The sequence below is a fragment of the Pseudomonas sp. MSSRFD41 genome (assembly GCF_014230245.1).
GTDB lineage: Bacteria > Pseudomonadota > Gammaproteobacteria > Pseudomonadales > Pseudomonadaceae > Aquipseudomonas > Aquipseudomonas piscis.
In genome coordinates, this window is the sequence record NZ_JACKZK010000014.1 from 118,700 (window position 1) to 145,174 (window position 26,475).

The following is a 26,475-nucleotide window of genomic DNA, read 5'->3' on the forward strand; positions in this document are numbered from 1 at the left end:
GCGCAGCGGGATGTTTCCCGCAGGCGCTCAAGGGCGATCCAGCAACTGGCGCAATGCCTGGACGATCGTCCGTACCTCGTCCTCATCGATCACCAGCGGTGGCAGCAGGCGGATGGTCTTGCCCCGGGTGACGTTGATCAGCAGCCCATGATCCCGGGCGGCAGCCTGCACCAGGTCCGGCGCCGGATGCCGCAGTTCGATGCCAATCATCAAGCCCAGGCCACGAATCTCCAGCACCTGCCGATGCCCCGACAGTTCCTCGCGCAACAGCTTGAGCAGCAACGCTCCCTGGCGTTCGGCGTTGGCCAGCAGGCCCTGTTCCTCGATGATCTCCAAGACCGTGCAGGCCACCCGGCAGGCCAGGGGATTGCCGCCGAAGGTGCTGCCATGGCTGCCGGGGGTGAACAGCTGCGCGGCCTTGCCCCGGGCCAGGCAAGCGCCGATGGGAATGCCGTTGCCCAGGCCCTTGGCCAGGGTCATCACGTCCGGCACCACGCCTTCGTGCTGGCAGGCGAACCAGCGGCCGGTGCGACCGATACCGCTCTGGATCTCGTCGAGCATCAATAGCCAGTTGCGCCGGGAGCACAGCTCGCGAAGCGCCTTCAGATAACCCGCTGGTGCCAGCTGGATGCCGCTTTCGCCCTGGATCGGTTCCAGCAGCACCGCGCAGATGCGTGCGCCATGGCGGCTGGCCGCCTGTTCCAGGGCCGCCAGGTCACCGAAGGGCACCTTGAGGTAATCCCCGGGCAGTTGTCCGTAGCCCAGGCGTACCGCCGGCCCGTCGCTGGCCGACAGGGTGCCCAGGGTGCGGCCGTGGAAGGCGTTCTCCATCACCACCACCAGCGGTTGCTCGATGCCCTTGTACCAACCATGCAGGCGCGCCAGCTTCAGCGCGGTCTCGTTGGCCTCGGCCCCGGAGTTGTTGAAGAACGCCCGGTCCATGCCGGCCAGCGCCGTCAGCCGGCCGGCCAGTCGCTGCTGCCAGTCGATGCTGTACAGGTTGGAGGTATGCAGCAGCAGTCCGGCCTGCTCGCTGATGGCGCTGACCAGGCGCGGGTGGGAATGGCCGACACCGGTCACGGCCACGCCGGCGATGGCGTCCAGGTACTCGCGGCCGGCCTGGTCCCAGAGGCGGGTGCCCAGGCCCTTGCTGAAGTTCAGGGACAAAGGCTGGTAGGTACTCATCAAGGCGGCGCTCATGGCGGTTCACTTCCATCACGGGTGGGGGTGTCGCCAGTATCGTTAGCCAGCCAGGCTAGATAAACTCGGTAGATCTTTAATGATCTTGAAGCAGGACTTGATAATGGATCTGTTCCAGGCGATGTCGGTGTACGTCAAGGTGGTGGAAGCGGGGAACATGACCGCTGCCGCCCGGGAGTGCGGCCTGTCCACCACCATGGTGGGCAATCACCTGCGGGCCCTGGAGCAACGCCTGGGGGTGCGCCTGCTCCACCGCACCACCCGCCGCCAGCGACCGACCGAGTTCGGCACCGAGTACTACCAGCGTTGCCTGGCGGTGCTGGGCCTGGTGGCCGACTCCGAGCACTTGGCGGAGCAGGCCCAGGGCACGCCGTCCGGGACCTTGCGCATCACCGCGCCGGTGACGTTCGGCACCGAGCGCCTGGCGCCGGCCCTGAGTGAATTCCGCCAGCGCTGCCCCGAGGTCAAGGTTGAGCTGAACCTGGCCAACCAGCGCTTCGACCTCACCGACGGGGCCTTCGACGTGGCCATCCGCCTGGGTAACCTGGACACCAACGCGCTGATCGCCCGGCCGCTGCAGGACTACACCCTGACCATCTGCGCCGCCCCGCAATACCTGGAACGCCATGGCACGCCGCAGGTGCCCGAGGACCTGGCGCAGCACAACTGCCTGGCCTTCGCCTTTCCGGCGGGAGACGAGTGGAGTTCCACCGCGACCCAGTGGCCCTTGCACGGGCCCGAGGGGGATGTGCTGATACCCGTGTCCGGCTCATTGCTGGCCAACACCTCCTCCGGCCTGCATCGCGCGGCGCGGGGCGGGTTGGGGATCGTGATGATGCCCGATGCGCTGGTGGAGGAAGACTTGCGCCAGGGGCGGCTGGTGGCCGTGTTGCAGGACTACCAGCTGCCGCTGCGGGCGATGCACCTGCTCTATGCCCAGGACCGCTACCGGTTGCCCAAGCTGCGCAGTTTCGTCGAGTTCGCCCTGGAGAAGTGGGGGCGGCCCTAGCTCGCCTCGTGGGCCAGCAGCATCATCGCCGCCGACAGGGTATGGCCGTCGGTGATGCGCCCGGCGGCGATCATCGCCAGCAGTTCCTGGCGGCTGACCCACAGCACCTTGTCCACTTCGCCATCGGTGGCGCCGGCCTGCTGCTCGGCGATTTCCACCTGGCACACGGCAACGGCACTGGCGATCAGCGAGGTATTGCTGTGCAGCAGTCCCAGCTGGCGCACCTGCGATGCCTGCCAGCCGGTTTCCTCCAGCAACTCGCGGGCGGCGGCGTCGCAGGGGCTTTCGCCGGCATCGATGGCCCCCCGTGGAAACTCGATGGACTGGCCGCCGATGGCCCGGCGCCTGAGGTCGACCAGCATCAGCCGGCCATCGGCCAGGGTCGGTACGGCGACCACGCCGTTCACTGCCTGGGCCTCCTTGATGATGAAGTAGCCCTGCTCACGGACCACCCTGAAATAGGGGGTTTCCAGCAGGCACTGGTTATCGGGGTTCGAACTCATGTGGGTCACTCCAGGAAGCAGCGATCGAACAGGTACACCTGCTCGGGTTTGAGGTTGTCCAGGGTCGCCTGGGGGCGGCCGCCATCGCCGCTCTTTTTGCGCCCGGTGTCGCGCAGGTAGCCGGCTTCGCTCATCTTCAGCAGGCGTTGGCGGATGCTGGTCTTGAGCACCGGGCGCTGCAGCACGGTGGAAAAGATCGCCACGGCCTCGGGGGCACTGAATTCGTTGCCGAGGAACATCAGCGGCAGGCTGCTGTACAGGGACTTGGACAGCAGCCGTTCATGGGCCTGGGCCACCAGGCTGTTGTGGTCGAAGGGCAGCTTGAAGGCGCCGCTGGCCACCTGCCGCAAGCCGAAGAAACCTTGCTGCGGGCCAGGCTGCACGGGTTCGCTGGCGATCCCCAGGTAGAAGGTCGAGGACGACCAGCAGCGCGGATCGCGAAAGGCATCGCCCACCGTGCCCACCTGTTCCAGCCAGGCCAGGGGCATGTCCACCTTGCTCGAGCGGCGCAAGCGTTCCACCGCGTCGTTCAGGCTGCGGTCCTCGACATCGCCGTTGACCACGATCCCGGGCAGTGCCCAGTGCCCGGCGAAGGGCTCGCTGTCCCGCTGGTGCAGGAGGATGTCCAGTTCGCCGCTGTCACGGTTGTAGCGCAACAGGCACAGGTCGATGGTGTGCAGGTAGGCGTTGGCGAGGGTGGGGCGGTCGTGCATATCAACTTCCGTGGACGGCGTAGAGGCCGTAGTTTAGCGGATTCATCCCCGGAGCCAGCCACTGGCTGGGTGGTGTTTCGCCACGAGCCAGGCATTGGCGCAGGACGGTGCTGCGCACGCCGGGCTGTTCCTCGATGCGCAGGATGGAAAAGCGCTGCAGCAACTCCTGGCCGCGATGGAACCTGGGCAACTGCCGCGCCACATCCTCACCGACCACCAGGGCGATGCGCTTGCCCTCCAGGGCCAGGTCGTCGGCCAGGCGCTCGAGCAGGGTGATGCTGTACACCGGGCCGGGATCGGCCAGCGCCAGTGTTCGCTCCAGGCGGCTCACCGCCAGCTCGGCCGGGCATTGTGCTTGCAGGTGCGTGGTGATGGCCTGCAACCAGAGCGCGCGTTGCTCGAAATCGGCCATGCGCTTGCCATCGGGGTGGCGGAAGCTGGGCACCACCAGGACGCGCCGGGCATGGCGCGCGGCCTCGAGCATCACTTGGGCATGTCCGGCGTGGGGCGGATTGAAAGCGCCGCCATACAGGGCCAGTTCGAACATCGCTTTATCCTCAATAGGTACATGACGTGTACTTTACCACCGCTTTGTCCTGCTGCAACTGCTGTTTGAGGCTGTCATTAAACTTATTATCGATTTGGCGAGACTGAAAAAAACTGAAGCAGGGGGGATTGCCATAAAAGTACATGACGTGTACTTTGTGCTCCATGCAGAGGAGAGACCCAGCATGAACAGCCAAACGATGAAGACCGCTTCTTTCGATGTCGATGCGCAAAAGAGCTTCACCCCACTGTGCCCGGACGAGTTGCCGGTGGCCGAGGGCGACCGCATCGGTGGCGAGCTCAACTTCATGGCGACCCTGGCCAGCCTGCGCGTTGGCAGCAAGGACGCCCACAGTCCCCAGGCGCCCTGGGTGGTGGCCGGGCACGCGCAGATGCTCCAGCCCACCGGCCTGGAACATGCCGACCTGACCTGGGTCAGCCACTGCGTTCCAGGCACCGAGGGCTTCACCCTGCTGGACGAATTGCCCAGCCCCTATGACTACGACTACTTCGTATGGAAGGGCGTGGAGCCGGACCTGCACCCCTATGGCGCCTGCTACCACGACCTGCACGGCAAGCTGTCCACCGGGGTCATCGAGTACCTCAAGAGCCAGGGCGTGCAACGGGTCATCGTTGGCGGCCTGGCCCTGGACTTCTGCGTCAAGACCACCGCCCTGCAACTGGCCGCCGCCGGTTTCAAGGTGATCATCCACCTGCCTGCGTGCCGGGCCATCAGCGCCGAGGGCGCCACCCAGGCCATCGCCGACATGCAGCAAGCCGGTATCGCGATAGCCGCGACCCGCGAAGAAACCGCCAGCCTGGCCAGCGTTTGAGGAGTCACCATGGAAAGTGCATTTGACCGCGACAACGGCGTGATCCAGAGCCTGCTGGACACCGACTACTACACCTTCACCATGATGCAGGCGGTGCTGCACCAGCACCCCAATGTCGAGGTCGAGTACCAGTTCATCGTTCGCTCCAAGGAGTCCCTGGTGCACCTGATCCCCGAGATCCGCCAGGAGCTGGAGAAACTGGCCGATCTGCAGATGCGCGAAGGCGAGCAGCGCTTTTTGTTCAACAAGCGTTTTCGCGAATACCTGACCCCTGATTTCGAGCAGTTCCTCGGGCTGTTCCGCTTCAACCTGCGCTACATCCATGTGGCCGCCGTCGAGGGTCAGTTGAGCATCCGCGTCCGTGGCCCGATGTTGCACTGCATCATGTTCGAGCAGCCGGTGCTGGCGATGGTCAGCGAGCTGCGCAATCGCGACAAATACCCGGATGTCGAACTGGCGGACGTCACCCGCCGGCTCTACCAGAAGTTCGAATGGCTGGAGAAAAACGCCAGCCGCGAAGAGCTGGCCGAGCTGCGGGTCTCGGACTTCTCCACCCGCCGGCGCCTGTCGTTCAAGGCCCAGCGTGAAGTGGTGAAGATCATGCACAGTGATTTTCCCGGGGTGTTCGTCGGCACCAGCAATGCGCACCTGGCCTACGAGTTCGACCTGCCGCTGATCGGCACCATGGCCCACCAGTGGCTGATGGTGCACCAGCAACTGGGACGGCTGCGGGAAAGCCAGAACGCCGCGCTGGAGAACTGGGTGCATGAATATCGCGGACGCCTGGGCATTGCCTTGACCGACTGCATCAGCACCGACTTCTTCCTCAAGGACTTCGACCTGTATTTCGCCAAGCTGTATGACGGCCTGCGCCAGGATTCCGGTGACCCGCTGGTCTGGGCCGACAAGGTCCTGGCCCGCTACCGGGAACTGGGCATCGATCCGCGGAGCAAGGACCTGATGTTCTCCGATGGCCTGAACTTCGAGAAATGCCTGCCGATCCTGCGTCATGTGCGCGGCCAGGCTCGCTTCGGTTTTGGCATGGGCACCAGCCTGGCCTGCGATGTGGAGGGCGTGGAGCCGCTGAGCATCGTGATGAAGCTGGTGCGGGTGCATGGCGAGCCGGTGGTGAAGTTCTCCGACGACCCGGTGAAGAACGTCTGTGAAGACCCCTCCTTCCTTCGCTATGCGGCGCAGGTATTCAACGTCGATCTTGCCCACTCGCCCCTGGAGGCCTGACATGACCCATCCGACCCAAGAACGTATCGCCCGGGAACTGGGCATCGACCGGCAACTGGTCGCTGGTGGCGAGCCTGCCGAGATTGCCCGCCGCGTGGCATTCATCCAGCAGGTCCTGGGTGACTCCGGTTGCCACAGCCTGGTGCTGGGCATCAGCGGCGGCGTTGATTCCCTGGTGGCCGGGCGCCTGTGCCAACTGGCGGTGGAGCAGATGCGCGAGGCCGGCCATGAGGTGCGTTTCATCGCCATGCGCCTGCCGTATCGCCACCAGGCGGATGAACAGGACGCCCAGGCGTCCCTGGCGTTCATCCGTCCCGATGAGATCAGCACCTGCAATATCGCCGACAGCGTCGATGGCCTGATGCGTGAGGTGCAGCTCGACGGCCTGCAACCTTCGGCGGCCCTCACGGATTTCACCAAGGGCAATGTCAAGGCCCGGGCCCGGATGCTGGCCCAGTACGCGGTGGCCAACCTGAGCAATGGCCTGGTGGTGGGCACCGATCATGGCGCCGAGGCGTTGATGGGTTTCTTCACCAAGTACGGCGACGGCGCTTGCGACCTGGCGCCGTTGTCGAGCCTGACCAAGACCCAGGTGCGGCTGCTGGCCGATGCCCTTGGCGCCCCCGGGCACCTGGTGCGCAAGGCGCCCACTGCCGACCTGGAGGAACTGGCCCCGGGCAAGCTGGACGAGGACGCCTATGGGTGCAGCTACGAGGAAATCGACGCCTACCTGATGGGCCAGCCGGTATCCGACACCGTGCGCCAACTGATCGAAAACGCCTACCAGCGCACCGCCCACAAGCGCGCCTTGCCCCGCATTCCGGCTCCGCGTACCCAGCCTCTGTAGCCGCTGTCGAGCGGGCGAGACTGCGACCGGGTGCGCAGCGCCCGCCAAGCCTGGCGATGGGTACATCAGGCCAATCGCGGATATCCCAGATGTGGCTCGTGCCGAGCCATGCGCAGCCTGCGGCAGCGGCTACAGGCGGTTTCAACCATCGCGCCACTTGTCCAGGGCCGCACGGCAATCGGCGACTAGCTCGGGCATGTGCTCCCTTGCCTCGGGCCAGCCCAGGTCCTCCAGCGCTTGCTGGGCCGCCTGGCGCAATGGCTGCCATTGCCGGTGTTCGAAACCATTGTCCTCCAGGGTCATGCCGTAGGCTTCCGGGCTCAGCCCTTCACAGGCCGTCAGCAAGGCTTGCAGGTGCTGGTGCAGGGCCGGGTCCAGCCGCGCCGGGAAATCCCGCACGAAACGCTCCAGGTAATCCAGCTGATCGGACCACAGGTTGCATTCCGCACAGCAACCGATCTCCACCCGTTGCCGGTCCGCATCCATGGCCAGGAACTCCAGGGCCGGTCCCAGTTCGCCCAGGAGGATGAGCCAGCGGTACTGGTCCTGGCCGTACCAGGTCCAGATATTCGTCGCCAGTTTTTCGTGGCCGCTGCCTGGGTTCATGGCGTTTCTCCGGCGTGCCACCAGCGCGGTCGCTGGCTCTTGTAGGAGTGGTGGGTGGGCATCAGGGCCTTGCGGTTGTTGCTGTCGAACGTCCCCAGCAGGAGGGCGACCGTGGGTGCGTCGTCGATGGCGCCCAGGGAGCTGCCGCACTGGGCGCAGAACGCCCGGCTGGAATAGTCCGACGACCTGAACGTACTAGGGGCGCCGCCCGGGCCCGTCCAGCGCACTCGCTCGCGGGGGAACTCGACCCAGGCCAGGGTCAAGGCGCCGCTATGGCGCTGGCACAGCTTGCACGAGCAGGTATGGGGATTGGCGGCAGGCCCCTGGGCTTGGAAGCGAATCTGCCCGCACAGGCAGCCGCCCTGGTACATCTCTGCGCTCATGCTGGTCTCTCTCCAGGGTGTGTGCCGTAGTGGCTGGAGGGCGAATCTAGCATGCCCTCCAACTGGCTTCAGCGCAGTTTTTCCAGCATCTGGTAGTACCACATGCCGGCGGCCAGCATCGGGTTGCCCAGCTGGTCGCCGAACGGTACGCGGATGTGCTGGCAGGCGGCGAAGGTGTCATAGCGGCCCAGGTGGCCGGTCAGGGCTTCGGCCATGATCTCGCCCATGATGTGGCTGGTGGCCACGCCATGCCCGGAGTAGCCCTGGCAGTACCAGACGTTGTCCGAGAGCTTGCCCAGTTGCGGAATGCGGTTGATCACGATGCCCATGGCACAGCTCCACTGGAAGTCGATGGCCACGCCCTTGAGCGCCGGGAAGGTACGCTCGATGCACGGTCGCAGTTCGCCGGCGATATCCCGCGAATCCTTGCCGCTGTAGTTGGCGCCGCCGCCGAACAGCAGGCGGCCGTCGGCGGTCATCCGGTAGTAGTCGAGGACGAAGCGGCAGTCGTACACCGCCAGGTCCTCGGGGTTCAGGCGCCGGGCCAGGTCGCCCAGGGGTTCGGTGGTGACGATGCCGCCCATGGCCGGGAAGATCTTGCCCTTGAGTTGCCCGGGCTCGAGTTTGTGGTAGACGTCGCCGGCCAGCAGCACCTGGCGGGCCTCGATGCGGCCCTGGGCGGTGACCACCGCCGGCTGCGGGCCATGGACGATCTCCAGCACCGGGCTGTGTTCGAAGATCAGCGCGCCGAGGCTTTCGGCGGCACGGGCCTCGCCGATGCACAGGTTCAGCGGGTGCAGGTGCAGGTTGCGGGTGTTCTTGATCGCGCCGTGGTAGAGATCGCTTTCCAGCAGGCCGCGGACCTGCTCGCGGTCCAGCAGGCTGACCTCGTCGCCCATGCCACGTTCCACCGCTTCATCGTAGGCGGCGCGCAACTCGGCCAGGTGCCCGGGCTTGTAGGCGGCATGCAGGTGGCCGTGCTTGAGGTCGCAGGCAATGGCGTATTTCTCTACCCGCTGGCGGATGATCTGGTGCCCGCGCCAGCGCAGGTGCCAGATGAAGTCATCCACCTCGTCGCCCAGGCTGCGGCGCATCTGCTTGCGCATGGCGGCATCGCCGGACAGGCTGCCGGTGACCTGGCCACCGTTGCGCCCGCTGGCGCCCCAGCCGATCTTGTGGCTCTCGACGATGGCCACTTTCAGGCCGCGTTCGGCCAGCTCCACGGCGCTGGCAACGCCGGTGAAGCCGCCACCGATGATCACCACGTCCACCTGCTGGCTGCCTTGCAGGGTCGGGTACCGGGTTTCCTGGTTGAGGGTGGCGCTGTAGTAGCTGGGGCAGCGCTCGGCTGCCGGGGTCCGCGGATCGAAGGCGGTGGTCATGGGGGAACTCCTCGCAAAAGAATGAACCGGGCCGCTGCCGGTAGGCAGCGGCCAGCAAGTCGGGTTGCCAGCAGGGGGGCTCAGGCCTGGGTCAGGTACCAGCGCCAGTCCTGCTCGCCGACCTCGGCCATGAACTGGCGGTACTCGGCGCGCTTGACCGCCAGGTACACCCCGAGGAATTCGTCGCCCAGGGCCTCGCGGGCCCAGGTCGAGCGCTCCAGGGCGGTGAGCGCGGTCAGCCAGTCGGTGGGCAGCAGTTCCTTGGCCTGGGCATAACCGTTGCCCTGCACCGGATCACCCGGGTCGAGTCGTTCGTCCAGGCCTCGATGGACCGCGGCGAGGATCGCCGCGGCGGCCAGGTAAGGGTTGGCATCGGCGCCGCAAATGCGATGTTCGATGTGCCGGCTATTGGCCGGACCGCCCGGAACCCGCAGGCTCACGGTGCGGTTGTCGACGCCCCAGGTGGGGGCCAGCGGCGCATAGCTGTTGGCCTGGAAGCGCCGGTAGGAGTTGGCGTTGGGACAGAACAGCAGCAACGAGTCCAGCAGCGAGGCGAGCATGCCGCCCACCGCATGGCGCAGCAGCGGGGTGCCGGCCGGGTCCTGGGCGGCGAACAGGTTGTGGCCGGCGGCATCGGCGATGCTCACGTGCATGTGCATGCCGGTGCCGGCCAGGTGGTCGAAGGGCTTGGCCATGAAGGTGGCCTGCATTCCATGCTGGTGGGCCACGGCCTTGACCAGGCGCTTGTAGCGCACGGCCTGGTCCATGGCGGCGAGGGCATCGCCATGTTCCAGGGTGATCTCCACCTGGCCTGGGGCGTACTCGGAAATCGCCGTGCGCGCCGGAATCCCCTGCAGCTTGCAGGCGGCATAGAGGTCGGCGAGGAAGGGCTCGATCTGCTCCAGCTCACGCAGGCCATAGACCTGCGTGGTGCGCGGTCGGCCGCCGTCGGCATCCAGCGCCGGTTGAGGGCGACCATGGCCGTCGCGCCGGGCGTCCAGCAGGTAGAACTCCAGTTCGCAGGCCATCACCGGGTGGTAGCCGTCGGCCTTGAGCCGGTCGATGACCTTGATCAACAGGTGGCGCGGGTCAGCGATGTTGGCCGGCTGGCCTTCCTGCGGGTGCATGCTGACTTGCACCGCGGCGGTGGGGATCTGGCGCCAGGGCAGGCGCACCAGGCTGCCCGCCAGCGGGTAGGCACGGCAGTCGATATCGCCCACATCCCACACCAGTCCGGAGTTCTCCACGTCGTCGCCATTGAGGGTCAGGCCGAGGATGGTGCTGGGCAGGGGGCGGCCGCTCTCATACACCGCCAGCAGTTCCTCGCGGTGCAGCAGCTTGCCTCGGGGCACGCCGTTGGCGTCGAGGATGAACAGCTCGATCATGTCGATATCGGGGTTGGCGGCCAGGAAATCACGGGCCTCTTCGGGGGCGGCAAAATGCATGCGGGTTCTCGCTTGCGCCTTCAGGGCGCACAGGTTTTCAGGTCCTGCGACGACACCACGCATGGGGCGTTCGCAGGGACGCAAAACAGATCTGGAGGGTGATGCGCAACGTTGTGCGATCAGGCCAGCAGCGAGTGATCCGGAGGACGTGAGGAGTGGCGCAGGCGGGAACGGCACAAGGCCATGGGCAGGTTGACCAGGAGCTTCATGGGCAGGACCTGTCCAGCAGGTAATAACCGATGACGGCGGCGCGACCCTCATGGACCTCATGAGGGGGATGGGCGAAGTGGCGAAGGTGGCGAACAGGTAGCGAGCCCTGTGCGACGGCCATGCCCGTGCGACCCTGGCTGCAAGCCGTGGGGGCGGGGCGGGCGAATCCGTGGTACGGGTTCGTGAGGGACATCGGCCGGTGATCTCGCTGTCGAGTTCGTTGTGCTTATTCTTCCGGGTGTCTCAGGGGCAGCAAGCCCCGAGGCGAACCCATACTGCAAGAATCCTTTGGCCAATGTAAGGGGGGAGTGGGGCTCGTCAGCCCCGGCAAGCCGCCATGGAACCGCTGCCAAGTCCCGGGCTAGAGCGCGGCGTTGGTCGTGGCAGAGATGTCTAATTTTTTTTACGGCATTTCAGTAGAGGCCGGGCAACAAGCGCCAGCTACGGGCGCAGTAGTCCTCGTAGGGCTGGCCGAAATGCTTGCGTAGCAGCGCTTCCTCGGCGTGGATCCGGGCAATCAGCGGCACCAGGGTCAGCACCGCCAACAACAGCCCCAGCCCGGAACGAAAGGCCAGGGCCCAACCCACCGCGTTGATCAGCAAACCGAGGTAGCTGGGGTTGCGCAAATGGCGATACAGGCCGTCGGTCACCAGGTGGTGATCGGGCTGGATCGCCACCAAGCCGCTGAAGCGTCGGCCGAGGATGAACACCGGCCACAGGCGCAGGGCACCACCGGCGATGAACAGCAGTGCGCCGAGCCAGCGCAGGGCCTCGCCGCCGAAGGTCCAGAGCTCCAGGCGATCGCAATAGGCCGGCAGGAAACCGCTCGCCAGGCCGATCAGGCCGAACACCGGCAGCACCCAGCGATTGTCCCGGTCTTCCTGTTCGCCGCTGCTGAGGTTGACCTCGCTGTACAGCGAAGCGACCACCATCAGCAGGGTGGCTAGGGTGATCAGGGTCAACTGCGGATGGCCGAAGAAGGTGGCGAAACCGCCCATGCCCCAAATCGCCAGGCTCAGGTAGGCCAGGGCACCCAGCAGGCTGGAGAGGGCCAGTCGAGGAGAGATTTTCATGATGACCGCACAAGCATCAGGAACCTCCCTTGAGTGTAGGAGCGTGCTGGCTCGGCCAGGTGTGCGTTGGTCCGGTTCAGGCGCTGGGCTGGGCCAGCCGGCTCACCAGGAAGTCGATGAAGGCCCGGGTCTTCTGCGGTACTCGCCGGGCCGAAGGGTAGACCACGTTGATGCTGATGGGCGGCGCCTGCCACTGGCACAGCACCGACACCAGGCGTCCTGTCTCCAGAGCCTCTTCGACGATGAAGTCCGGCAACAGGGCGATTCCCATTCCAGCCTCCGCCGCCTGGGCCAGCAGGTCGCCATTGTTGGCATGCAGGGGGCCGGTCACATGCACCCGCTGGGTATCGCTGCCATGGCTCAACTGCAGGCTGACGCCACTTTGCAGGTAGCCGTAGCCGAGAAACCGGTGGCTACCCAGGTCCTTGGGCTGGAGCGGCACGCCGGCGCGTTCCAGGTAGGCGGGGGAGGCCACCATGATCCGTGGCACCGGCGCCAATTGGCGGGCCACCAGGGAGGAATCCGCCAGGCTGGCGATCCGCAGGGTCACGTCGAAGCCGCCGCGTACCGGGTCCACTTGCTGGTCGCTGAGCACCAGTTGCAACTCGATCAGCGGATGCAATTCATGGAACAGCGGCACCAGTGGCCCGAGCCGGCGCAGGCCGAAAGACATCGGCGCATTGACCCGCAAGACTCCGCGCAGCTCGGCGCTACCGTCCCGGGCTCGCTGCTCGGCCTCGTCCACCGCTGCCAGCACTTCGCGAGCGGACTCGTAGTATTCGGCGCCGGTCTCGGTCAGGTGCAGGCTGCGGGTGGTGCGTTGCAGCAGTTGCACACCGAGGCTTTCCTCCAGGGCCTGGATCTGTTTGCTGACCTTGGAGCGGGGCACGTCCATGGCCCGCGCCGCAGCGGCAAAACCGCTTTCGTCGACAGTGGTGACGAAGGCGCGCATGCATTCGATACGATCCATGATTGTCCCTATTTTAGAATCAATGATTCTCGATTTTAGGGAATTGTTCCTGTTTCAGCCAGAACCTAGATTAACCACCAAGCCGGCCCCACAGGGCGTCTTCAGCGCCATCAGCCGGTCATGTTCGCCCCTCACTCTGACTGCAAAAGGAACGCGCCATGTCCATTCGTGAATTGCTCACCCCGAACAACTCGGCCCTGATCCTGATCGACCACCAGCCGCAGATGGCTTTCGGCGTGCAATCGATCGACCGCCAGGCCCTGAAGAACAACACCGTGGCCCTGGCCAAGGCCGCCAGGATCTTCAACGTACCGAGCATCCTCACCTCGGTGGAGACCGAGAGTTTCAGCGGCTACATCTGGCCGGAGCTGCTGGCGGTGTTTCCCGAGCAACAGCCCATCGAACGGACCTCGATGAATTCCTGGGAGGATCGCCACCTGGTGGCGGCCGTGCAGGCCACCGGGCGCAAGAAACTGGTGATGGCGGCGCTGTGGACCGAGGTCTGCCTGACCTTCCCGGCCCTGGAGGCGCTGGCCGAGGGCTATGAGGTGTACATCGTCACCGATGCCTCCGGCGGCACCAGCCAGGAAGCCCACGACATGGCGGTGCAGCGCATGGTCCAGGCCGGCGCGGTGCCGGTGACCTGGCAGCAGGTGCTGCTCGAGTACCAGCGCGACTGGGCCCGCAAGGATACCTACGACGCGGTCATGGCCCTGGTGCTGGAGCACAGCGGTGCCTATGGCATGGGTGTCGACTATGCCTACAGCATGGTGCACAAGGCTGGGCAGCGCCGGCTGTAATGGCTCGCCAGGCGGTGCCCCCGGGCACTCGCTGGATATCGTGCAGCAGGGCGCGCCCCTGCTGGTCGCTCAATGTGCTGGCAGTGCGGAGTCGCAGATGAATATTGAACTTACCGACGGCGTGGTCACCCTGCTGGTGCGCCACCGCATCAAGAAGGGGCAGGAGCAGGCCTATGAGACCTGGCTGCGCCAGATCATCGCCAAGGCCCGCAGTTATCCGGGGCACCTGGGGATCGATGTGGTGCGCGGCCACAGCGGCGGCCTCGGGCTCTTCACCAGCGTGCTGCGCTTTGCCAGCACCGAGCAGTTGCAAGACTGGCTGGACTCCGACGACCGTCGGCAGCTGGTGCAACAGGCCCAGCACCTGCTGGCCGATGGCGACCAGACCGAGGTCAATGTCGAGCGCGAGTTCTGGTTCACCCCCCAGGACAGCGCCGCGCCGGCCCCGCCGCCGCGCTGGAAGCAAGCCTGCGTGACCTTCCTGGTGATCCTGCCGCTGACCTTCCTGGTGCCACAGCTGTGGAAGCCGCTGTTCGCCTGGCTGCCCTGGCTTGGCGGTTACGTGCAGGCCAATGTGCTGATCACCCTGAGCATCGTGCTGCTGGTGGTCTACGTTTTCATGCCTCGGGTCACCCGCCTGTTCAGCCGTTGGCTGCAACCGCGCGGCGCGGCCTGAACCTTTTCGCCTCAATCGGAGCCATGCCATGAACCACAACGCAATTGCCGATCTGATCCTGTTCAACGGCCGCCTGCACACTGTGGACCGGGCCAACCCCCGGGCCACGGCCGTGGCGATCAAGGACGGGCGCTTCATCGCCGTGGGCGACGATGCCCAGGCCATGGCCTTGCGCGGCAGCAGCACCCAGGTCATCGACCTCAAGGGGCGTACGGTGATCCCCGGGCTCAACGATTCGCACCTGCACCTGATCCGCGGTGGCCTCAACTACAACCTGGAGCTGCGCTGGGAAGGCGTGCCATCGCTGGCCGATGCCCTGCGCCTGCTCAAGGAGCAGGCCCAGCGCACCCCGGCGCCGCAGTGGGTGCGGGTGGTGGGCGGCTGGAACGAATTCCAGTTCGCCGAAAGACGCCTGCCGAGCCTGGAAGAGTTGAACCAGGCGGCACCGGATACCCCGGTATTCGTCCTGCACCTGTATGACCGCGCCTTGCTCAACCGCGCCGCGCTGCGGGTGGTGGGCTACGATCGCAACACGCCGAACCCGCCCGGCGGCGAGATCGTCCGCGATGGCAATGGCAACCCCACCGGCATGCTGATCGCCCGGCCCAACGCGATGATCCTCTACGCCACCCTGGCCAAGGGGCCCAAGCTGCCCCTGGAGTACCAGGTCAACTCCACCCGCCAGTTCATGCGCGAGCTCAATCGCCTTGGGGTCACCAGTGCCATCGATGCGGGTGGCGGCTTCCAGAACTACCCGGACGACTACCAGGTGATCGAGCAACTGGCGGCCCAGCAGCAATTGACGGTGCGCATCGCCTACAACCTGTTCACCCAGAAACCCAAGCAAGAACTGGCGGACTTCAAGAACTGGACCGGCAGTGTGCGCTACGGCCAGGGCGATGACTTCCTGCGGCACAACGGGGCAGGGGAGATGCTGGTGTTCTCCGCCGCCGATTTCGAGGACTTCCTCGAGCCGCGCCCCGATCTGCCCCAGGACATGGAGCAGGAGTTGGAACCGGTGGTTCGCCATCTGGTGGAGCAGCGCTGGCCGTTCCGCTTGCATGCGACCTATGACGAGTCCATTTCGCGCATGCTCGATGTTTTCGAAAAGGTCGACCGCGATATCCCCTTCAACGGCTTGCCCTGGTTCTTCGACCATGCCGAGACCATCAGCCCGCGCAATATCGAGCGGGTCCGGGCCCTGGGCGGTGGCATCGCGATCCAGGACCGCATGGCCTTCCAGGGCGAGTACTTCGTCGACCGCTATGGCGCCAAGGCGGCCGAGATGACCCCGCCGATCCAGCGCATGCTCGCCGAAGGCATTCCAGTGGGCGCCGGTACCGATGCCACCCGGGTCTCGAGCTACAACCCCTGGACCTCGTTGTACTGGATGGTCAGTGGCAAGACCGTCGGTGGCCTGGCGTTGTACCCCCAGGGCCTGGACCGCGATACCGCACTGGAGCTGTATACCCACGGCAGCGCCTGGTTTTCCTCGGAGCAGGGCAAGAAAGGCCAGCTCAAGGTCGGGCAACTGGCGGACCTGGTGGCCCTGTCGGCGGACTACTTTAGCGTCGAGGAAGAAGCGATCAAGTGGATCGAATCGCTGCTGACGGTGGTGGACGGCAAGGTGGTGCACGCTGCCGGCGACTTCCACTCGCTGGCGCCACCCAGCTTGCCCGTGACGCCGGACTGGTCGCCGGTGGCCAAGGTGCCAGGGCACTGGAAGCCTGCCGCGCCGTTGTCGGCTCAGTTGCACCAGTGCAGCGGTCCTTGCGCGGTGCATGCCCACGGGCACGAGCGGGCTCGCCTGGCCAAGGTGCCGGTCAGCGATTTCCAGGGCTTCTGGGGCGCGTTTGGCTGCTCGTGCTTTGCCTTTTGAACCCAGCCGATAAAAGGGCGGCAGGACGCTGCGGCGTGCTGTCGCCTGCTGGCTGGACATTCGCGGGAGGCAAGTGTTTCAGCCTTCACCAGGCGCGGCATACGCCTGTTCGATATGACCGATGTTCTTGTTCAGGATTGGCTTGGAAATGCGCAGGATCAGGGACTCGACATGCTTTGGAAAGTCTCGCCATTCTGAGCTGCCGACATCGTAGGCAGAAATGTAGCGCACCAGTTCATAGCGTTTCTCGGGCTTCTTCTTGATTCCCGCGGGGAACTGGATGTGCACATCCCGGCGTATGGCCGAATAGGTTTCATTGAGTAGGTTGGTGGCTTTGCCGAGATAGATGAGGTTGGCCATCGAGTCATAGAACGCATAGATGCCGGCCCGGTCTTCGTGTCCTTTGAACAGGACCTTCAACTGCTTCATCACCGGTTGATCCGGCTTGAACTCGGCGAATTCGATCACCGACTGGAATTCAGGCGTGAAGGCGCATTGAATGAAGTACTCGACGGTGAGGTGCTGGGGCTGGCATTGGCCTGAGCACCAGTTCTCGATCTGCTTGATGCTGTACCCGGTACGGGAGCAGGCAGTTTCAATACTTCCTGAGTAATACTGTTCAATGATGTAACGCAAGACACCGCTGCGATCAGTCACACAAAGTCCTTTTTTAAGGTTCGACTTGGCTTTCGAATATCGTGCCTGGTGGTGACATCAAGGCTTCAGTGAATACGGCAGCCCTCTTTGCCAACCGCCTGGCCGATTTGAGCGGGGCGATGCTACTAATTAGCCATCAGGCTGTCCAGTTGCCGGGTGATCGTGTTCATGAATCGCGATGAGTGAGTTGGAAGATGTTGTTCGGATTAATTGCGGCCAATAAAAAGGGGCGCTGAAAGTTCAGCGCCCCCTGTTGTTTCATATCGAGATGAAACTTGTCTCAACAAAACCGATCGATGACCCGAACTTCCGAGTTGCCGCGCAACGATTGCCATTCGGTCTTCAGGGTCTCCAGGACCCGGCCGATGAAGTCCTTGTCGGCGGCGGCTTTCTTGCCGACGTAGCCCTGGCCACGGCGATACATCTTCAGGCGGGCCGCCAGCTCTTGGTTGTTACGGTCGAACTCTGCTTCATGGCTATGGGGCGACAGGCAGTCGATATGCACTTGGCCCGACTTGGCAATCCACAGGATGTGGCTGTCGTGGCTGTCTTTACGTGCGGCGAACATACGTGCCAATTCATCAATAGTGGGTTGGTTGTTAAGATTCATTTGTAGCCCCCTTGACCATTCATCGATCTATCTAAGTTGTTTCGCTAATTCATCTTGCTACTTCGGTAAGTTGAACCCTGATACCGGAAACAGGGCGACAGAGGGTGTCTGTCGGATACAGATAAGGCCCAGAGCCTGATGTGTGTAGTCACCTTGATCAACTGCTACGCACAGAGCGTCACAACGATAGAAAAGCAGCATGAACCTGGATGAAGCTGCCGACATTCCCACCATCGGCCACAAGCATCTTGAAGAGTTCTCGCCGGCTTTCCCGTCGAATCACGGACGGTCAATGCCAGGTCAGTTTCATCAATCTGCCTTGTGGGCAGTACACATCCGGGTCGACAGCTCGGCGGTCAGACGAGCTTGCTCATGACACCTTTGCCTCATCCCCCGATCGGGGGGACGCCTGCATCATGCAAGGGCGCAATTCGCTCGTCAACGGTTTTGTAGTGAAAATTTTAAAGCACTACATATTGTCCGACAAAAGCCGTAACGCCATCATCCAGGCCCCCAAGCAAGGCCGGGACAGGTAGAATCGGCGCCTTGAATCGGCTCTGAGGTTGCAACGGTGGATGTACAACAAGGCTTCGTCCTGACGCGACACTGGCGCGATACGCCAGCGGGCACGGAAGTCGAATTCTGGCTGGCTACCGACCAGGGCCCGCGCCATCTCCGCTTGCCGCTGCAGACCTCCGTGGCGTTCATCCCGGCCGTGCAGCGGCCCCAGGCCGAGCGCCTGCTGGCCGACGATCCGGATGTCGAGCTGCGCCCCCTGCAACTGCGTGATTTTCACCAGCGCCCGGTACTGGGGTTGTATTGCCCGCAGCACAACCAGTTGATCCGCCTGGACAAGACGCTGCGTCGGGCCGGGGTCGAGGTGTTCGAAGCCGATATCCGCCCGCCGGAGCGCTACCTGATGGAGCGCTTCATCACCGCGCCGGTAGAGTTCAATGGCCAACCGGGGCCGGACGGGCTGCTGCTGGACGCGCAGATGAAACCCGCCGCCGACTACCGCCCGCAGCTGCGCCTGGTGTCCCTGGATATCGAGACCAGCGAGCGCGGCGAGTTGTATTCCATTGCCCTGGAGGGCTGTGGCCAGCGCCAGGTATACATGCTCGGCAAGCCCCGCGCCGACGACAGCGCGGTGGACTTCGACCTCGAGTTCTGCGCCAGCCGCGAGCAATTGCTGGAGAAGCTCAACCAGTGGTTGGCCGAGCACGACCCCGACGCGATCATCGGCTGGAACCTGGTGCAGTTCGACCTGCGAGTGCTGCATGAGCATGCCCGGCGCCTGGCGGTGCCGCTGCGCCTGGGCCGGGGGGGCGAGGAGATGCACTGGCGCGAGCACGCCACCCACAACCATTACTTCGCCTCGGCGGCGGGGCGCTTGATCATCGATGGCATCGAGGCCCTGCGCTCGGCCACCTGGAGCTTCCCGTCCTTCAGCCTGGAAAACGTCGCCCAGACCCTGCTCGGCGAGGGCAAGTCGATCGACAACCCCTACCAGCGCATGGACGAGATCAACCGCATGTTCGTCGAGGACAAGCCGGCCCTGGCCCGCTACAACCTCAAGGACTGCGAATTGGTGACGCGAATCTTCGCCAAGACCCAGCTGCTGACCTTCCTCCTGGAGCGCGCCACCGTCACCGGCTTGCCGGCCGATCGCAGTGGCGGCTCGGTGGCGGCCTTCACCCACCTGTACATGCCGCTGATGCACCGCCAGGGTTTCGTCGCCCCCAATCTCGGCGAGCTGCCACCCCAGGCCAGCCCCGGCGGGTTCGTCATGGATTCGCGGCCCGGCCTCTATGAATCGGTGCTGGTGCTGGACTACAAGAGCCTGTACCCCTCGATCATCCGCAGCTTCCTGATCGACCCGGTGGGCCTGGTGGAAGGCCTGCGCCAGAGTGACGAACAGCATTCGGTGGCGGGTTTTCGCGGGGCGCGTTTCTCCCGTACCCGGCATTGCCTGCCGGCCATCGTCCAGCGGGTGGCCGAGGGCCGGGAAGCGGCCAAGCGCGAGCACAACGCGCCGCTGTCCCAGGCCCTGAAGATCATCATGAACGCCTTCTACGGCGTGCTGGGCTCCAGTGGCTGCCGCTTCTTCGATCCGCGCCTGGCCTCGTCCATCACCTTGCGCGGGCACGAGATCATGGCCCGTACCCGGCAGTTGATCGAGGCCCAGGGTCACCAGGTGATCTATGGCGATACCGACTCCACCTTCGTCTGGCTCGGTAGCACTCACGACGAGGAGCGCGCCGGGCAGATCGGCCGGGCCCTGGTGGCCCATGTCAACCAGTGGTGGCGCGATCACCTGCGCGAGCAGTACGGCCTGGAAAGCGCCTTGGAGTTGCAGTTCGAAACCCACTACAAACGCTTTCTGATGCCCACCATCCGCGGCGCCGAGGAGGGCAGCAAGAAGCGCTACGCCGGCCTGGTACAGCGCGCCGATGGTAGCCAGGAGATGGTCTACAAGGGCCTGGAGACCGTCCGTACCGATTGGTCGCCGCTGGCCCGGGAGTTCCAGCAGGAGCTGTATCGGCGGATCTTCCACCGCCAGCCCTACCAGGACTATGTGCGCGACTACGTGCAGCGCACCCTGACTGGCCAACAGGACGATCTGCTGATCTACCGCAAGCGCCTGCGCCGGCCCCTGGACGACTACGAGCGTAACGTCCCACCCCATGTCCGCGCGGCGCGCCTGGCCGATGACTACAACCGTGAACAGGGCCGGCCGTTGCAATACCAGCGCGGTGGCTGGATCAGCTACGTGATCACCCTGGCCGGCCCCGAGCCCTTGGAGAACCGCCGCGCCGCCATCGACTACGAGCACTACCTGACGCGCCAGTTGCAGCCAGTGGCGGACGCCATCCTGCCGTTCGTGCAGGATGACTTCTCGACCCTGGTGGGCGGGCAGATGGGCTTGTTCTGAGAGAACCCGGTACCCCCTGCGAGCTGTCAAAACGGCCAGTGAATGAGTCAGTCGTCGATGGCTTCGCCCACAAGGTGGGGACCGTGCCTGGCGCTGTACTTCACCGTGACCGACTCGTTGTCCTCGACACTGATGGACAGGCTGGCCTGTGGGGTCCTGGCCTGGAAATGCCGGTCATCCTCGCGCTGCTCTGCATCGTCTTGCCGTTGATGGAGACCGGCCCGTCCTGGTCGGCACCGACCGCCAGGTTGCCCGGGCAGGCGACGTCGGACAGTGGCACGCCTTCGGCACAGGCCGCACCGGACAAGTCCCTGGCCTATCGCCGGGGCGATGCGTGCGAGCAATATCGACTCCGCGCCAGTGGAGGCATCACGTCGTGGTCGGGCGCAGAAAACCGTGGACTGGCCGCCGATCAGTGTGTCAGCGTTCCAACGCCTCTTTGGGCGAGTGATAGGACGATCTCGCAGGCGGGGTCGTTTGTGTTCTATCGAACATCATCTTGTTTGGAACAAGGACGTAGCAATGTCAAAGACACTGTCAAAAGCACTGTCGGAAATCACCTGGAACTGGGCCGACCAGGCCGCACAAGCCAGTAACGCCTACCAACAGGTACAGGCTTTCAGCCACCGCTATGACCGGGGTGGCAGCGATCTGGTGAACGGCAAGCCGTCGTTCACCGCCGACCAGGCCGCGGATGCGATCCTGCGCAAGAACCTGTCCTGGCACGACAAGAACGGTGACGGCAAGATCGACCTGACCTACACCTTCCTCACCGAGAAACCCGCCAACTACAACCCGTCCCTGGGCACCTTCAGCCAGTTCAGCGCCTTGCAGAAGGCCCAGGCCGTGCTGTCGATGCAATCCTGGGCGGATGTGGCCAACCTCAGCTTCACCGAGGCGGCCAAGGGCGGCGACGGGCACATGACCTTCGGCAACTACAACGTCAGCACCGGTGGCGCGGCCTTCGCCTACCTGCCGTCCGGTGGTAGCTACGACGGCCAGTCCTGGTACCTGATCAACAGCCAGTACCGGGTCAACGAGACTCCCGGCACCGGCAATTACGGGCGCCAGACCCTGACCCACGAGATCGGCCATACCCTGGGCCTGTCCCATCCGGGTACCTACAACGCCGGCAATGGCAACCCCACCTACAAGGACGCCAGCTACGCCCAGGACACCCGTGGCTACAGCCTGATGAGCTACTGGAGTGAGAGCAACACCGGGCAGAACTTCAGCAAGGACGGCAGTGGCGCCTATGCCTCGGCACCGCTGGTAGACGATATCGTCGCGGTGCAGAAGCTCTACGGCGCCAACTACCAGACCCGTGCCGACGACACCGTGTACGGCTTCAACTCCAACACCGGCCGGGACTTCTACAGCGCCCACTCCAACAGCGACAAGCTGGTGTTCGCGGTGTGGGACGGTGGTGGCAACGACACCCTGGACTTCTCCGGCTTCAGCCATAACCAGAAGATCAACCTCAACGCCGGTGCCTTCTCCGACGTTGGCGGCCTGGTGGGCAACGTCTCCATCGCCTATGGCGTGACCGTGGAGAACGCCATTGGCGGTTCCGGCAACGACCTGCTGATCGGTAACGCCGCGGCCAACGTCCTCAAGGGTGGTGCCGGCAACGACATCCTCTACGGTGGTGGCGGCGCCGACACCCTGTGGGGTGGAAGCGGGGCGGACACCTTCGTCTTTGGCGCGGCGTCGGATTCCACCGTCAGCGCGCCGGACTGGATCATGGATTTCACCAGCGGCCAGGACAAGATCGACCTCACTGGTATCGCGCAGTTCGCCACCGGCGGCGCAACCCTGAACTTCGTCAAGGCCTTCAGTGGCCATGCGGGCGACGCGATCCTCAGCTACAACGCCGGCACCCACCAGAGCAGCCTGCTGGTTGACCTCGCCGGTCACGGCACGGCGGACTTCGCCGTGGGTATCGTCGGCCAGGCAGCAACGACCGACATCATCGCCTGATCGATCAGGTCCAGTGGAGCGGCGCGCGATGCGCCGCCTCCACTCTGTCGGCCAGGGCCCGCCACCTGTTCGGTAGCAGCGCGGCCGCCACAGGTTTCCCCGGCGCTCAGTCGCCGCCCCCGCCGCCGCAACCACCACCTCCGCAACCACTGCTATCGCCGCCGCCATCGCTGCTGCCGCCATCGCCGCCGAAGCGCGAGCTGTCACTGTCGGAGCTGCTGCTGGAGTAGTCGTTGTCGAAGGCGCTGCTGTGCAACTCGCTGCCGCAATGGATCACCGTGCTGGTGGCGCCGCTATCGGTCAGGCGCCGCAGGGACTGGCAATCGGCGACGTAGTGAAAGCCCTGGGCGATCTTCAGCTTGGCGTCCAGGGCGAACAGCAGCGGCAGGCGGCTGGGGTGGGCGGGGTGGATGTTTTCCTCGCGGCACGCCTGCTGCCAGGTCCGGCGCAGGCCGTCGTCGCTCCGGCGCTCGGCATTCTGGCCCAGGGCCGCCGCCGGGGTGTGGTGCAGGAACTGGCCGAAGGCCTTGTGGCAGAACGCCTGGTATTCCCGGGTGTGGAGGATGAACTCGTGCCACAGATCGTCCACCACCTGGGAGGGCATCGACACATAGCGTTGGCCGCTCTTGAGGTAGGCCAGGAAGAACTGGCGCAACCCCTGGGCCACCAGCTGGCAATCCTTGAGGGTCAACTGCGGATGCCGGGTCCGCAGGGGCGTGAACAAGCCGGGCGGCAGGTTGAAGTCGCGGATGAAGGCTTCGCGGCGCAGTGCCACCAGGGCTTTCTGCCGGCGCCAGAACAACAGGGCCAAGGCCAGGGCCGCCACTGTAGGAAAGATGAACAGCATGCAAGGTCTCCAGCGCAAAAATGCCGAGACAGTGGCGCAAAGTCGCGCGTTGTTCAAGCCGCGCAGCGCTGACCCGAGGCCGCGGCGATCAGGGACAGCCAACGGAAAAACCCCTGTGGCGCAAGGCCGCGCTTCTATCCTCTGGCAGGCGCCGGTCGCGCTGGCGACCGGCCAGGGAACTCACTCCACACGGAAGTCATGTCATGAAACTCAGCATTTCCCTTGCCATGGGCCTGGCCGGCCTGTGCCTGCTGCCCACCGTCCAGGCCGACCAAGGCAGCGATACGGTGGCCCGTCTCAACCAGCTGTACAACGACACCCGCCAGGACTGTGGCGGTCCGTCCAAGCCGGCGTTCCTCTGCTCGGGGGTGCTGTTTCGCGCCACCTGGCCCTCCACCGACTACCAGTTCTACAGCATCAGCCCGAAAAGCCAGGCCAGTGGCGGTGTCTCGGCGTCCTACCTGCGCAAGGACTCCAAGTTCCGCAAGCTGGCCTACGGCCTGCAGAGCGGCTTCATCTTCGACACCATCTTCGGCAACCCCAAGGATCACCAGGACTACGCCGTGCTGTGTTCCTTCCCCATCGATGCCGCCACCGACGATCGCCAGCAGCAAGGCTGCACCGACTCGCGGCGTACCCCGGGCAGTGTCGAGAAGTACTGCCACGAGATTGGCGTGACCACCGCCGAGCAATGGGGTGCCAACTACCGGCAGAACCGTGGCGACCATTCGCGCCAGTGCTCCTTCGACGTGCGTGACGAACGCAATGCCGCGGCCGGTCCGGCGTTCTACCAGAGCATCCGTTCCATGGCGCAGATCGCCGCCGAATCCTTCGGTACCCAGAACGAGCTGCGCCTGGCCAAGTGGGAGGAGAAGCCGCCGCAGTCGCCGTCGATCCTGGCGCTGTTCTACACCGAGGAGGCCGGCCTGGAAGGCGCGCGCCTGAACCAGATCCAGTGGTACAAGGCGGTCCAGCAATACCTGCCGGTGATCAACATGAAGTTGCCGCAGACACCCCAGCAGGAGGCGAGCTTCGTCTACGACAACAAGAAGCAGGTGATCTACCCCATCACCGAAAAGAACAGCTGCGAACGCTATGTGCAGAGCGCCACCTGGATCGAGCGGGACGACCCGGGTTTCGGCAAGAAAGTCATGACCCTGGAAGTCACCCCCACCGACTGCGGGCGCAAGGTCCAGGACAACCAGACCAACAACTTCTTCAACGAGCTGGCCAGCGACCACTACCTGGACGCCCAGTGGAAGAACAACCCGGACAACCGTGACAGTACGGTGGGCAGCATGCGCCGCCAGCTGGTCTGCCACTTCAACATCGCCCGGGACAAGCCGCAGTGGAACCTGGAGCCCTCGCGCCCCTACACCTCCAATGAGGACTCCCTCGCCAAGGGCTGCAACAACACCTGAGTGACGGTTCTGCCGGCCAGGGCCGTGCCCTGGCCGGCAGCCGTGGCGATCAGTGGCGGTTGATGTCGACCTTGCGGGTTTCCCTAAGGCACAGCAAACCCACCAATAGGCTGGTCCCGGTGATCGCCACCGGGTACCACAGGCCGTAGAAGATATCGCCGGTGTACACCACCAGGGCGAAGGACACGGTGGGCAGGAAGCCGCCGAACCAGCCATTGCCGATGTGGTAGGGCAGGGACATCGAGGTGTAGCGGATGCGGGTCGGGAACAGTTCCACCATCAGCGCCGCCAGCGGGCCATAGCACATGGCGGCGATCAGGATCAGGGCCACGATCAGCGCCACCACCATGCCCTTGTTGACGTTCCGGCTATCGGCCTGTTGCGGATAGCCGGCCAGGGTCACCGCGCCACGCAGGGCCGCCTCGTCGAAACCGTCGATCTTCACCTCGCCGATGCTGACCTGCACCGGGCTGCCGGCCGGGGCGGCGATGCTGGAGTAGGGCAGGCCCTGTTTCACCAGGAAGGTCTTGACCTTGTCGCAGGGGCTGTCGAAGCGCGCCTTGCCCACCGGGTCGAACTGGAAGGTGCAGGTGGCCGGGTCGGCGGTGACGGTGATGGGCGCCTGGCGGCTGGCCTGGTCGATGGCCGGGTTGGCGTAGTGGGCCAGGCCCTTGAAGATCGGGAAGTACAGCGCCGTGGCCAGCAGCAGGCCGAGCATCAGCACCGGCTTGCGGCCGACCTTGTCCGAGAGCCAGCCGAAGAAGATGAACAGCGGCGCACCGATCACTACGCTGGCGATCAGCAAGCTGTTGGCCAGGGCCGGGTCCATCTTGAGGAACTGGGTGAGGAAGAACAGCACATAGAACTGCGCGGCGTAGAAGGTCACCGCCTGCCCGGCATTGATGCTGAACAAGGCGATCAGCACCACCTTGAGGTTTTCCCAATTGCCGAAGGACTCGCGGATCGGCGCCTTGCTGGCCTGGCCTTCTTCCTTAATCTTCAGGAACGCTGGCGATTCGTGCAGGCTCATGCGGATCCAGGTGGAGATGCCCAGCAGCACGATCGACAGCAGGAACGGCAAGCGCCAGCCCCAGACGTCGAACTGATCGCCAGTGAAGTAGCGGCAGGCCAGGATCACCAGCAGCGACAGCAGCAGGCCCAGGGTCGCGGTGGACTGGATCCAGCTGGTGTGCAGGCCGCGCTTGCCCTGGGGGGCGTGCTCGGCCACGTAGGTCGCGGCGCCGCCGTACTCGCCGCCCAGGGCCAGGCCCTGGAGCATGCGCAAGGCCACCAGGATGATCGGCGCGGCGATGCCGATGCTGGCGTAGTTGGGCAACAGGCCCACGGCGAAGGTGGCCAGGCCCATGAGGATGATGGTGGCGAGGAAGGTGTACTTGCGCCCGATCATGTCCCCCAGGCGGCCGAACACCAGGGCGCCGAAGGGCCGCACCACGAAGCCGGCGGCGAAGGCCATCAGGGCGAAAATGAAGGCCGTGGTGTCGTTGACCCCGGCGAAGAACTGCTTGCTGATCACCGCCGCCAGGGCACCGTAGAGAAAGAAGTCGTACCACTCGAAGACGGTACCGAGGGACGAGGCGAAGATGACTTTCTGGCTTTCCTTGCTGGTGGGCGCCACGGCCGTGGAGTCCATCGCTTGAGCATGTTCCGACATATCGATATCCCTCACAGTGATTGTTTTTGTTGTTCCACTGTC

At 64.7% G+C, this 26,475-nt stretch carries 25 protein-coding genes; 11 read left to right on the top strand and 14 right to left on the bottom strand.

Translation table 11 applies throughout. The features are described from left to right. Nucleotides 1–27 precede the first annotated feature (27 nt). Entirely contained in the window at nt 28–1,200 is a 1,173-nt protein-coding gene (locus H7A76_RS20780; RefSeq protein ID WP_185700233.1) for an aspartate aminotransferase family protein, read from the bottom strand. A gap of 103 nt (nt 1,201–1,303) precedes the next feature. Here H7A76_RS20780 and H7A76_RS20785 point away from each other — a divergent pair, with 103 nt between their 5' ends. Beyond that, nucleotides 1,304–2,209 carry a LysR family transcriptional regulator gene (locus H7A76_RS20785; RefSeq protein ID WP_185700234.1) on the top strand — a complete coding sequence of 302 codons (906 nt, stop codon included), beginning with the start codon at nt 1,304–1,306 and terminating at the stop codon, nt 2,207–2,209. Here the strand turns inward: H7A76_RS20785 and H7A76_RS20790 are convergent. Genes H7A76_RS20790 through H7A76_RS20800 form a run of 3 tightly spaced genes read right to left on the bottom strand, consistent with a single transcriptional unit; the run spans nt 2,206 to nt 3,972 of the window. After that, complete coding sequence (locus H7A76_RS20790; RefSeq protein WP_185700235.1) at nt 2,206–2,712, bottom strand: NUDIX hydrolase; 507 nt, start codon at nt 2,710–2,712, stop codon at nt 2,206–2,208. The two genes, H7A76_RS20785 and H7A76_RS20790, sit on opposite strands and share 4 nt — an antisense overlap. 5 nt (nt 2,713–2,717) lie before the next feature. Further along, nucleotides 2,718–3,425, bottom strand: a complete 708-nt coding sequence (locus tag H7A76_RS20795; protein ID WP_185700236.1) for an NUDIX hydrolase — start codon at nt 3,423–3,425, stop codon at nt 2,718–2,720. 1 nt (nt 3,426) lies between these two features. Beyond that, nucleotides 3,427–3,972, bottom strand: coding sequence for an adenylyltransferase/cytidyltransferase family protein (locus tag H7A76_RS20800; protein ID WP_185700237.1), 546 nt, complete (start codon nt 3,970–3,972; stop codon nt 3,427–3,429). 184 nt (nt 3,973–4,156) lie between these two features. On the opposite strand from H7A76_RS20800, the gene H7A76_RS20805 reads away from it, so the two are divergent. The 3 genes from H7A76_RS20805 to nadE are packed head-to-tail and all read left to right on the top strand — an operon-like array spanning nt 4,157 to nt 6,890. Beyond that, nucleotides 4,157–4,804: a nicotinamidase gene (locus tag H7A76_RS20805; RefSeq protein WP_185700238.1), complete on the top strand. Its 648-nt coding sequence runs from the start codon at nt 4,157–4,159 to the stop codon at nt 4,802–4,804. Between the two features lie 9 nt (nt 4,805–4,813). After that, the gene (pncB, locus tag H7A76_RS20810; RefSeq protein WP_185700239.1) at nt 4,814–6,043 is read left to right on the top strand and encodes a nicotinate phosphoribosyltransferase; all 1,230 of its coding nucleotides are present in this window, start codon (nt 4,814–4,816) and stop codon (nt 6,041–6,043) included. A 1-nt stretch (nt 6,044) separates the two neighbouring features. Continuing rightward, nucleotides 6,045–6,890 (top strand): ammonia-dependent NAD(+) synthetase, encoded by an 846-nt coding sequence (gene nadE / locus H7A76_RS20815; RefSeq protein WP_185700240.1) that lies wholly within the window; start codon nt 6,045–6,047, stop codon nt 6,888–6,890. Between the two features lie 141 nt (nt 6,891–7,031). Here nadE and H7A76_RS20820 read toward each other — a convergent pair whose 3' ends face one another. The 6 genes from H7A76_RS20820 to H7A76_RS20845 all read right to left on the bottom strand — a co-directional run bounded on the left by H7A76_RS20820 (nt 7,032) and on the right by H7A76_RS20845 (nt 12,959). Beyond that, a complete protein-coding gene (locus tag H7A76_RS20820) occupies nt 7,032–7,496 on the bottom strand; it encodes a hypothetical protein (protein WP_185700241.1) in 465 nt (154 codons plus the stop codon). Further along, nucleotides 7,493–7,879 carry a GFA family protein gene (locus H7A76_RS20825; RefSeq protein ID WP_185700242.1) on the bottom strand — a complete coding sequence of 129 codons (387 nt, stop codon included), beginning with the start codon at nt 7,877–7,879 and terminating at the stop codon, nt 7,493–7,495. Before H7A76_RS20825 ends, H7A76_RS20820 begins: the two co-directional genes overlap by 4 nt. Before the next feature lie 68 nt (nt 7,880–7,947). Beyond that, nucleotides 7,948–9,261 (bottom strand): FAD-binding oxidoreductase, encoded by a 1,314-nt coding sequence (locus tag H7A76_RS20830; protein ID WP_185700243.1) that lies wholly within the window; start codon nt 9,259–9,261, stop codon nt 7,948–7,950. Nucleotides 9,262–9,341: 80 nt separating this feature from the next. Continuing rightward, nucleotides 9,342–10,706, bottom strand: a complete 1,365-nt coding sequence (locus tag H7A76_RS20835; RefSeq protein WP_185700244.1) for a glutamine synthetase family protein — start codon at nt 10,704–10,706, stop codon at nt 9,342–9,344. A 623-nt stretch (nt 10,707–11,329) separates the two neighbouring features. Then, nucleotides 11,330–11,989 carry an isoprenylcysteine carboxylmethyltransferase family protein gene (locus H7A76_RS20840; protein WP_185700245.1) on the bottom strand — a complete coding sequence of 220 codons (660 nt, stop codon included), beginning with the start codon at nt 11,987–11,989 and terminating at the stop codon, nt 11,330–11,332. 76 nt (nt 11,990–12,065) lie between these two features. Then, the gene (locus H7A76_RS20845; protein ID WP_185700246.1) at nt 12,066–12,959 is read right to left on the bottom strand and encodes a LysR family transcriptional regulator; all 894 of its coding nucleotides are present in this window, start codon (nt 12,957–12,959) and stop codon (nt 12,066–12,068) included. A gap of 158 nt (nt 12,960–13,117) precedes the next feature. Between H7A76_RS20845 and H7A76_RS20850 the strand changes: the two genes are divergently transcribed. The 3 genes from H7A76_RS20850 to H7A76_RS20860 all read left to right on the top strand — a co-directional run bounded on the left by H7A76_RS20850 (nt 13,118) and on the right by H7A76_RS20860 (nt 16,314). Continuing rightward, on the top strand, nt 13,118–13,759 hold the full coding sequence (locus tag H7A76_RS20850) for a hydrolase (protein ID WP_068586830.1): 642 nt from the start codon (nt 13,118–13,120) through the stop codon (nt 13,757–13,759). Nucleotides 13,760–13,856: 97 nt separating this feature from the next. Then, the gene (locus tag H7A76_RS20855) at nt 13,857–14,435 is read left to right on the top strand and encodes an antibiotic biosynthesis monooxygenase (RefSeq protein WP_068586832.1); all 579 of its coding nucleotides are present in this window, start codon (nt 13,857–13,859) and stop codon (nt 14,433–14,435) included. Between the two features lie 28 nt (nt 14,436–14,463). Continuing rightward, on the top strand, nt 14,464–16,314 hold the full coding sequence (locus H7A76_RS20860; RefSeq protein ID WP_185700247.1) for an amidohydrolase: 1,851 nt from the start codon (nt 14,464–14,466) through the stop codon (nt 16,312–16,314). 78 nt (nt 16,315–16,392) lie between these two features. On the opposite strand, the gene H7A76_RS20865 is transcribed toward H7A76_RS20860, so the two are convergent. Then, a complete protein-coding gene (locus H7A76_RS20865) occupies nt 16,393–16,971 on the bottom strand; it encodes a hypothetical protein (RefSeq protein ID WP_185700248.1) in 579 nt (192 codons plus the stop codon). Nucleotides 16,972–17,251: 280 nt separating this feature from the next. Then, a complete protein-coding gene (locus H7A76_RS20870; protein ID WP_185700249.1) occupies nt 17,252–17,581 on the bottom strand; it encodes a hypothetical protein in 330 nt (109 codons plus the stop codon). A 199-nt stretch (nt 17,582–17,780) separates the two neighbouring features. Here H7A76_RS20870 and H7A76_RS20875 point away from each other — a divergent pair, with 199 nt between their 5' ends. The 3 genes from H7A76_RS20875 (at nt 17,781) to H7A76_RS20885 (ending at nt 22,493) form a co-directional block, all read left to right on the top strand. Then, entirely contained in the window at nt 17,781–17,957 is a 177-nt protein-coding gene (locus H7A76_RS20875) for a hypothetical protein (protein WP_185700250.1), read from the top strand. A 195-nt stretch (nt 17,958–18,152) separates the two neighbouring features. Further along, nucleotides 18,153–20,513, top strand: coding sequence for a DNA polymerase II (locus H7A76_RS20880; protein WP_185700251.1), 2,361 nt, complete (start codon nt 18,153–18,155; stop codon nt 20,511–20,513). A 522-nt stretch (nt 20,514–21,035) separates the two neighbouring features. After that, a complete protein-coding gene (locus H7A76_RS20885) occupies nt 21,036–22,493 on the top strand; it encodes a serralysin family metalloprotease (protein ID WP_185700252.1) in 1,458 nt (485 codons plus the stop codon). Nucleotides 22,494–22,599: 106 nt separating this feature from the next. On the opposite strand, the gene H7A76_RS20890 is transcribed toward H7A76_RS20885, so the two are convergent. Further along, on the bottom strand, nt 22,600–23,340 hold the full coding sequence (locus H7A76_RS20890; RefSeq protein ID WP_185700253.1) for a hypothetical protein: 741 nt from the start codon (nt 23,338–23,340) through the stop codon (nt 22,600–22,602). A gap of 203 nt (nt 23,341–23,543) precedes the next feature. Between H7A76_RS20890 and H7A76_RS20895 the strand changes: the two genes are divergently transcribed. Next, complete coding sequence (locus H7A76_RS20895; protein ID WP_260498036.1) at nt 23,544–24,761, top strand: DUF2599 domain-containing protein; 1,218 nt, start codon at nt 23,544–23,546, stop codon at nt 24,759–24,761. 49 nt (nt 24,762–24,810) lie between these two features. Here H7A76_RS20895 and H7A76_RS20900 read toward each other — a convergent pair whose 3' ends face one another. Next, nucleotides 24,811–26,433 carry an MFS transporter gene (locus H7A76_RS20900; protein ID WP_185700254.1) on the bottom strand — a complete coding sequence of 541 codons (1,623 nt, stop codon included), beginning with the start codon at nt 26,431–26,433 and terminating at the stop codon, nt 24,811–24,813. Between the last annotated feature and the right edge of the window lie 42 nt (nt 26,434–26,475).

Bases quoted from the DNA above. Each gene is read 5' to 3' on its own strand.
- H7A76_RS20780 (WP_185700233.1), bottom strand. From the start codon at position 1,200: ATGAGCGCCGCCTTGATGAGTACCTACCAGCCTTTGTCCCTGAACTTC.
- H7A76_RS20785 (WP_185700234.1), top strand. From the start codon at position 1,304: ATGGATCTGTTCCAGGCGATGTCGGTGTACGTCAAGGTGGTGGAAGCG.
- H7A76_RS20790 (WP_185700235.1), bottom strand. From the start codon at position 2,712: ATGAGTTCGAACCCCGATAACCAGTGCCTGCTGGAAACCCCCTATTTC.
- H7A76_RS20795 (WP_185700236.1), bottom strand. From the start codon at position 3,425: ATGCACGACCGCCCCACCCTCGCCAACGCCTACCTGCACACCATCGAC.
- H7A76_RS20800 (WP_185700237.1), bottom strand. From the start codon at position 3,972: ATGTTCGAACTGGCCCTGTATGGCGGCGCTTTCAATCCGCCCCACGCC.
- H7A76_RS20805 (WP_185700238.1), top strand. From the start codon at position 4,157: ATGAACAGCCAAACGATGAAGACCGCTTCTTTCGATGTCGATGCGCAA.
- pncB (WP_185700239.1), top strand. From the start codon at position 4,814: ATGGAAAGTGCATTTGACCGCGACAACGGCGTGATCCAGAGCCTGCTG.
- nadE (WP_185700240.1), top strand. From the start codon at position 6,045: ATGACCCATCCGACCCAAGAACGTATCGCCCGGGAACTGGGCATCGAC.
- H7A76_RS20820 (WP_185700241.1), bottom strand. From the start codon at position 7,496: ATGAACCCAGGCAGCGGCCACGAAAAACTGGCGACGAATATCTGGACC.
- H7A76_RS20825 (WP_185700242.1), bottom strand. From the start codon at position 7,879: ATGAGCGCAGAGATGTACCAGGGCGGCTGCCTGTGCGGGCAGATTCGC.
- H7A76_RS20830 (WP_185700243.1), bottom strand. From the start codon at position 9,261: ATGACCACCGCCTTCGATCCGCGGACCCCGGCAGCCGAGCGCTGCCCC.
- H7A76_RS20835 (WP_185700244.1), bottom strand. From the start codon at position 10,706: ATGCATTTTGCCGCCCCCGAAGAGGCCCGTGATTTCCTGGCCGCCAAC.
- H7A76_RS20840 (WP_185700245.1), bottom strand. From the start codon at position 11,989: ATGAAAATCTCTCCTCGACTGGCCCTCTCCAGCCTGCTGGGTGCCCTG.
- H7A76_RS20845 (WP_185700246.1), bottom strand. From the start codon at position 12,959: ATGGATCGTATCGAATGCATGCGCGCCTTCGTCACCACTGTCGACGAA.
- H7A76_RS20850 (WP_068586830.1), top strand. From the start codon at position 13,118: ATGTCCATTCGTGAATTGCTCACCCCGAACAACTCGGCCCTGATCCTG.
- H7A76_RS20855 (WP_068586832.1), top strand. From the start codon at position 13,857: ATGAATATTGAACTTACCGACGGCGTGGTCACCCTGCTGGTGCGCCAC.
- H7A76_RS20860 (WP_185700247.1), top strand. From the start codon at position 14,464: ATGAACCACAACGCAATTGCCGATCTGATCCTGTTCAACGGCCGCCTG.
- H7A76_RS20870 (WP_185700249.1), bottom strand. From the start codon at position 17,581: ATGAATCTTAACAACCAACCCACTATTGATGAATTGGCACGTATGTTC.
- H7A76_RS20875 (WP_185700250.1), top strand. From the start codon at position 17,781: ATGAACCTGGATGAAGCTGCCGACATTCCCACCATCGGCCACAAGCAT.
- H7A76_RS20885 (WP_185700252.1), top strand. From the start codon at position 21,036: ATGTCAAAGACACTGTCAAAAGCACTGTCGGAAATCACCTGGAACTGG.
- H7A76_RS20890 (WP_185700253.1), bottom strand. From the start codon at position 23,340: ATGCTGTTCATCTTTCCTACAGTGGCGGCCCTGGCCTTGGCCCTGTTG.
- H7A76_RS20895 (WP_260498036.1), top strand. From the start codon at position 23,544: ATGAAACTCAGCATTTCCCTTGCCATGGGCCTGGCCGGCCTGTGCCTG.
- H7A76_RS20900 (WP_185700254.1), bottom strand. From the start codon at position 26,433: ATGTCGGAACATGCTCAAGCGATGGACTCCACGGCCGTGGCGCCCACC.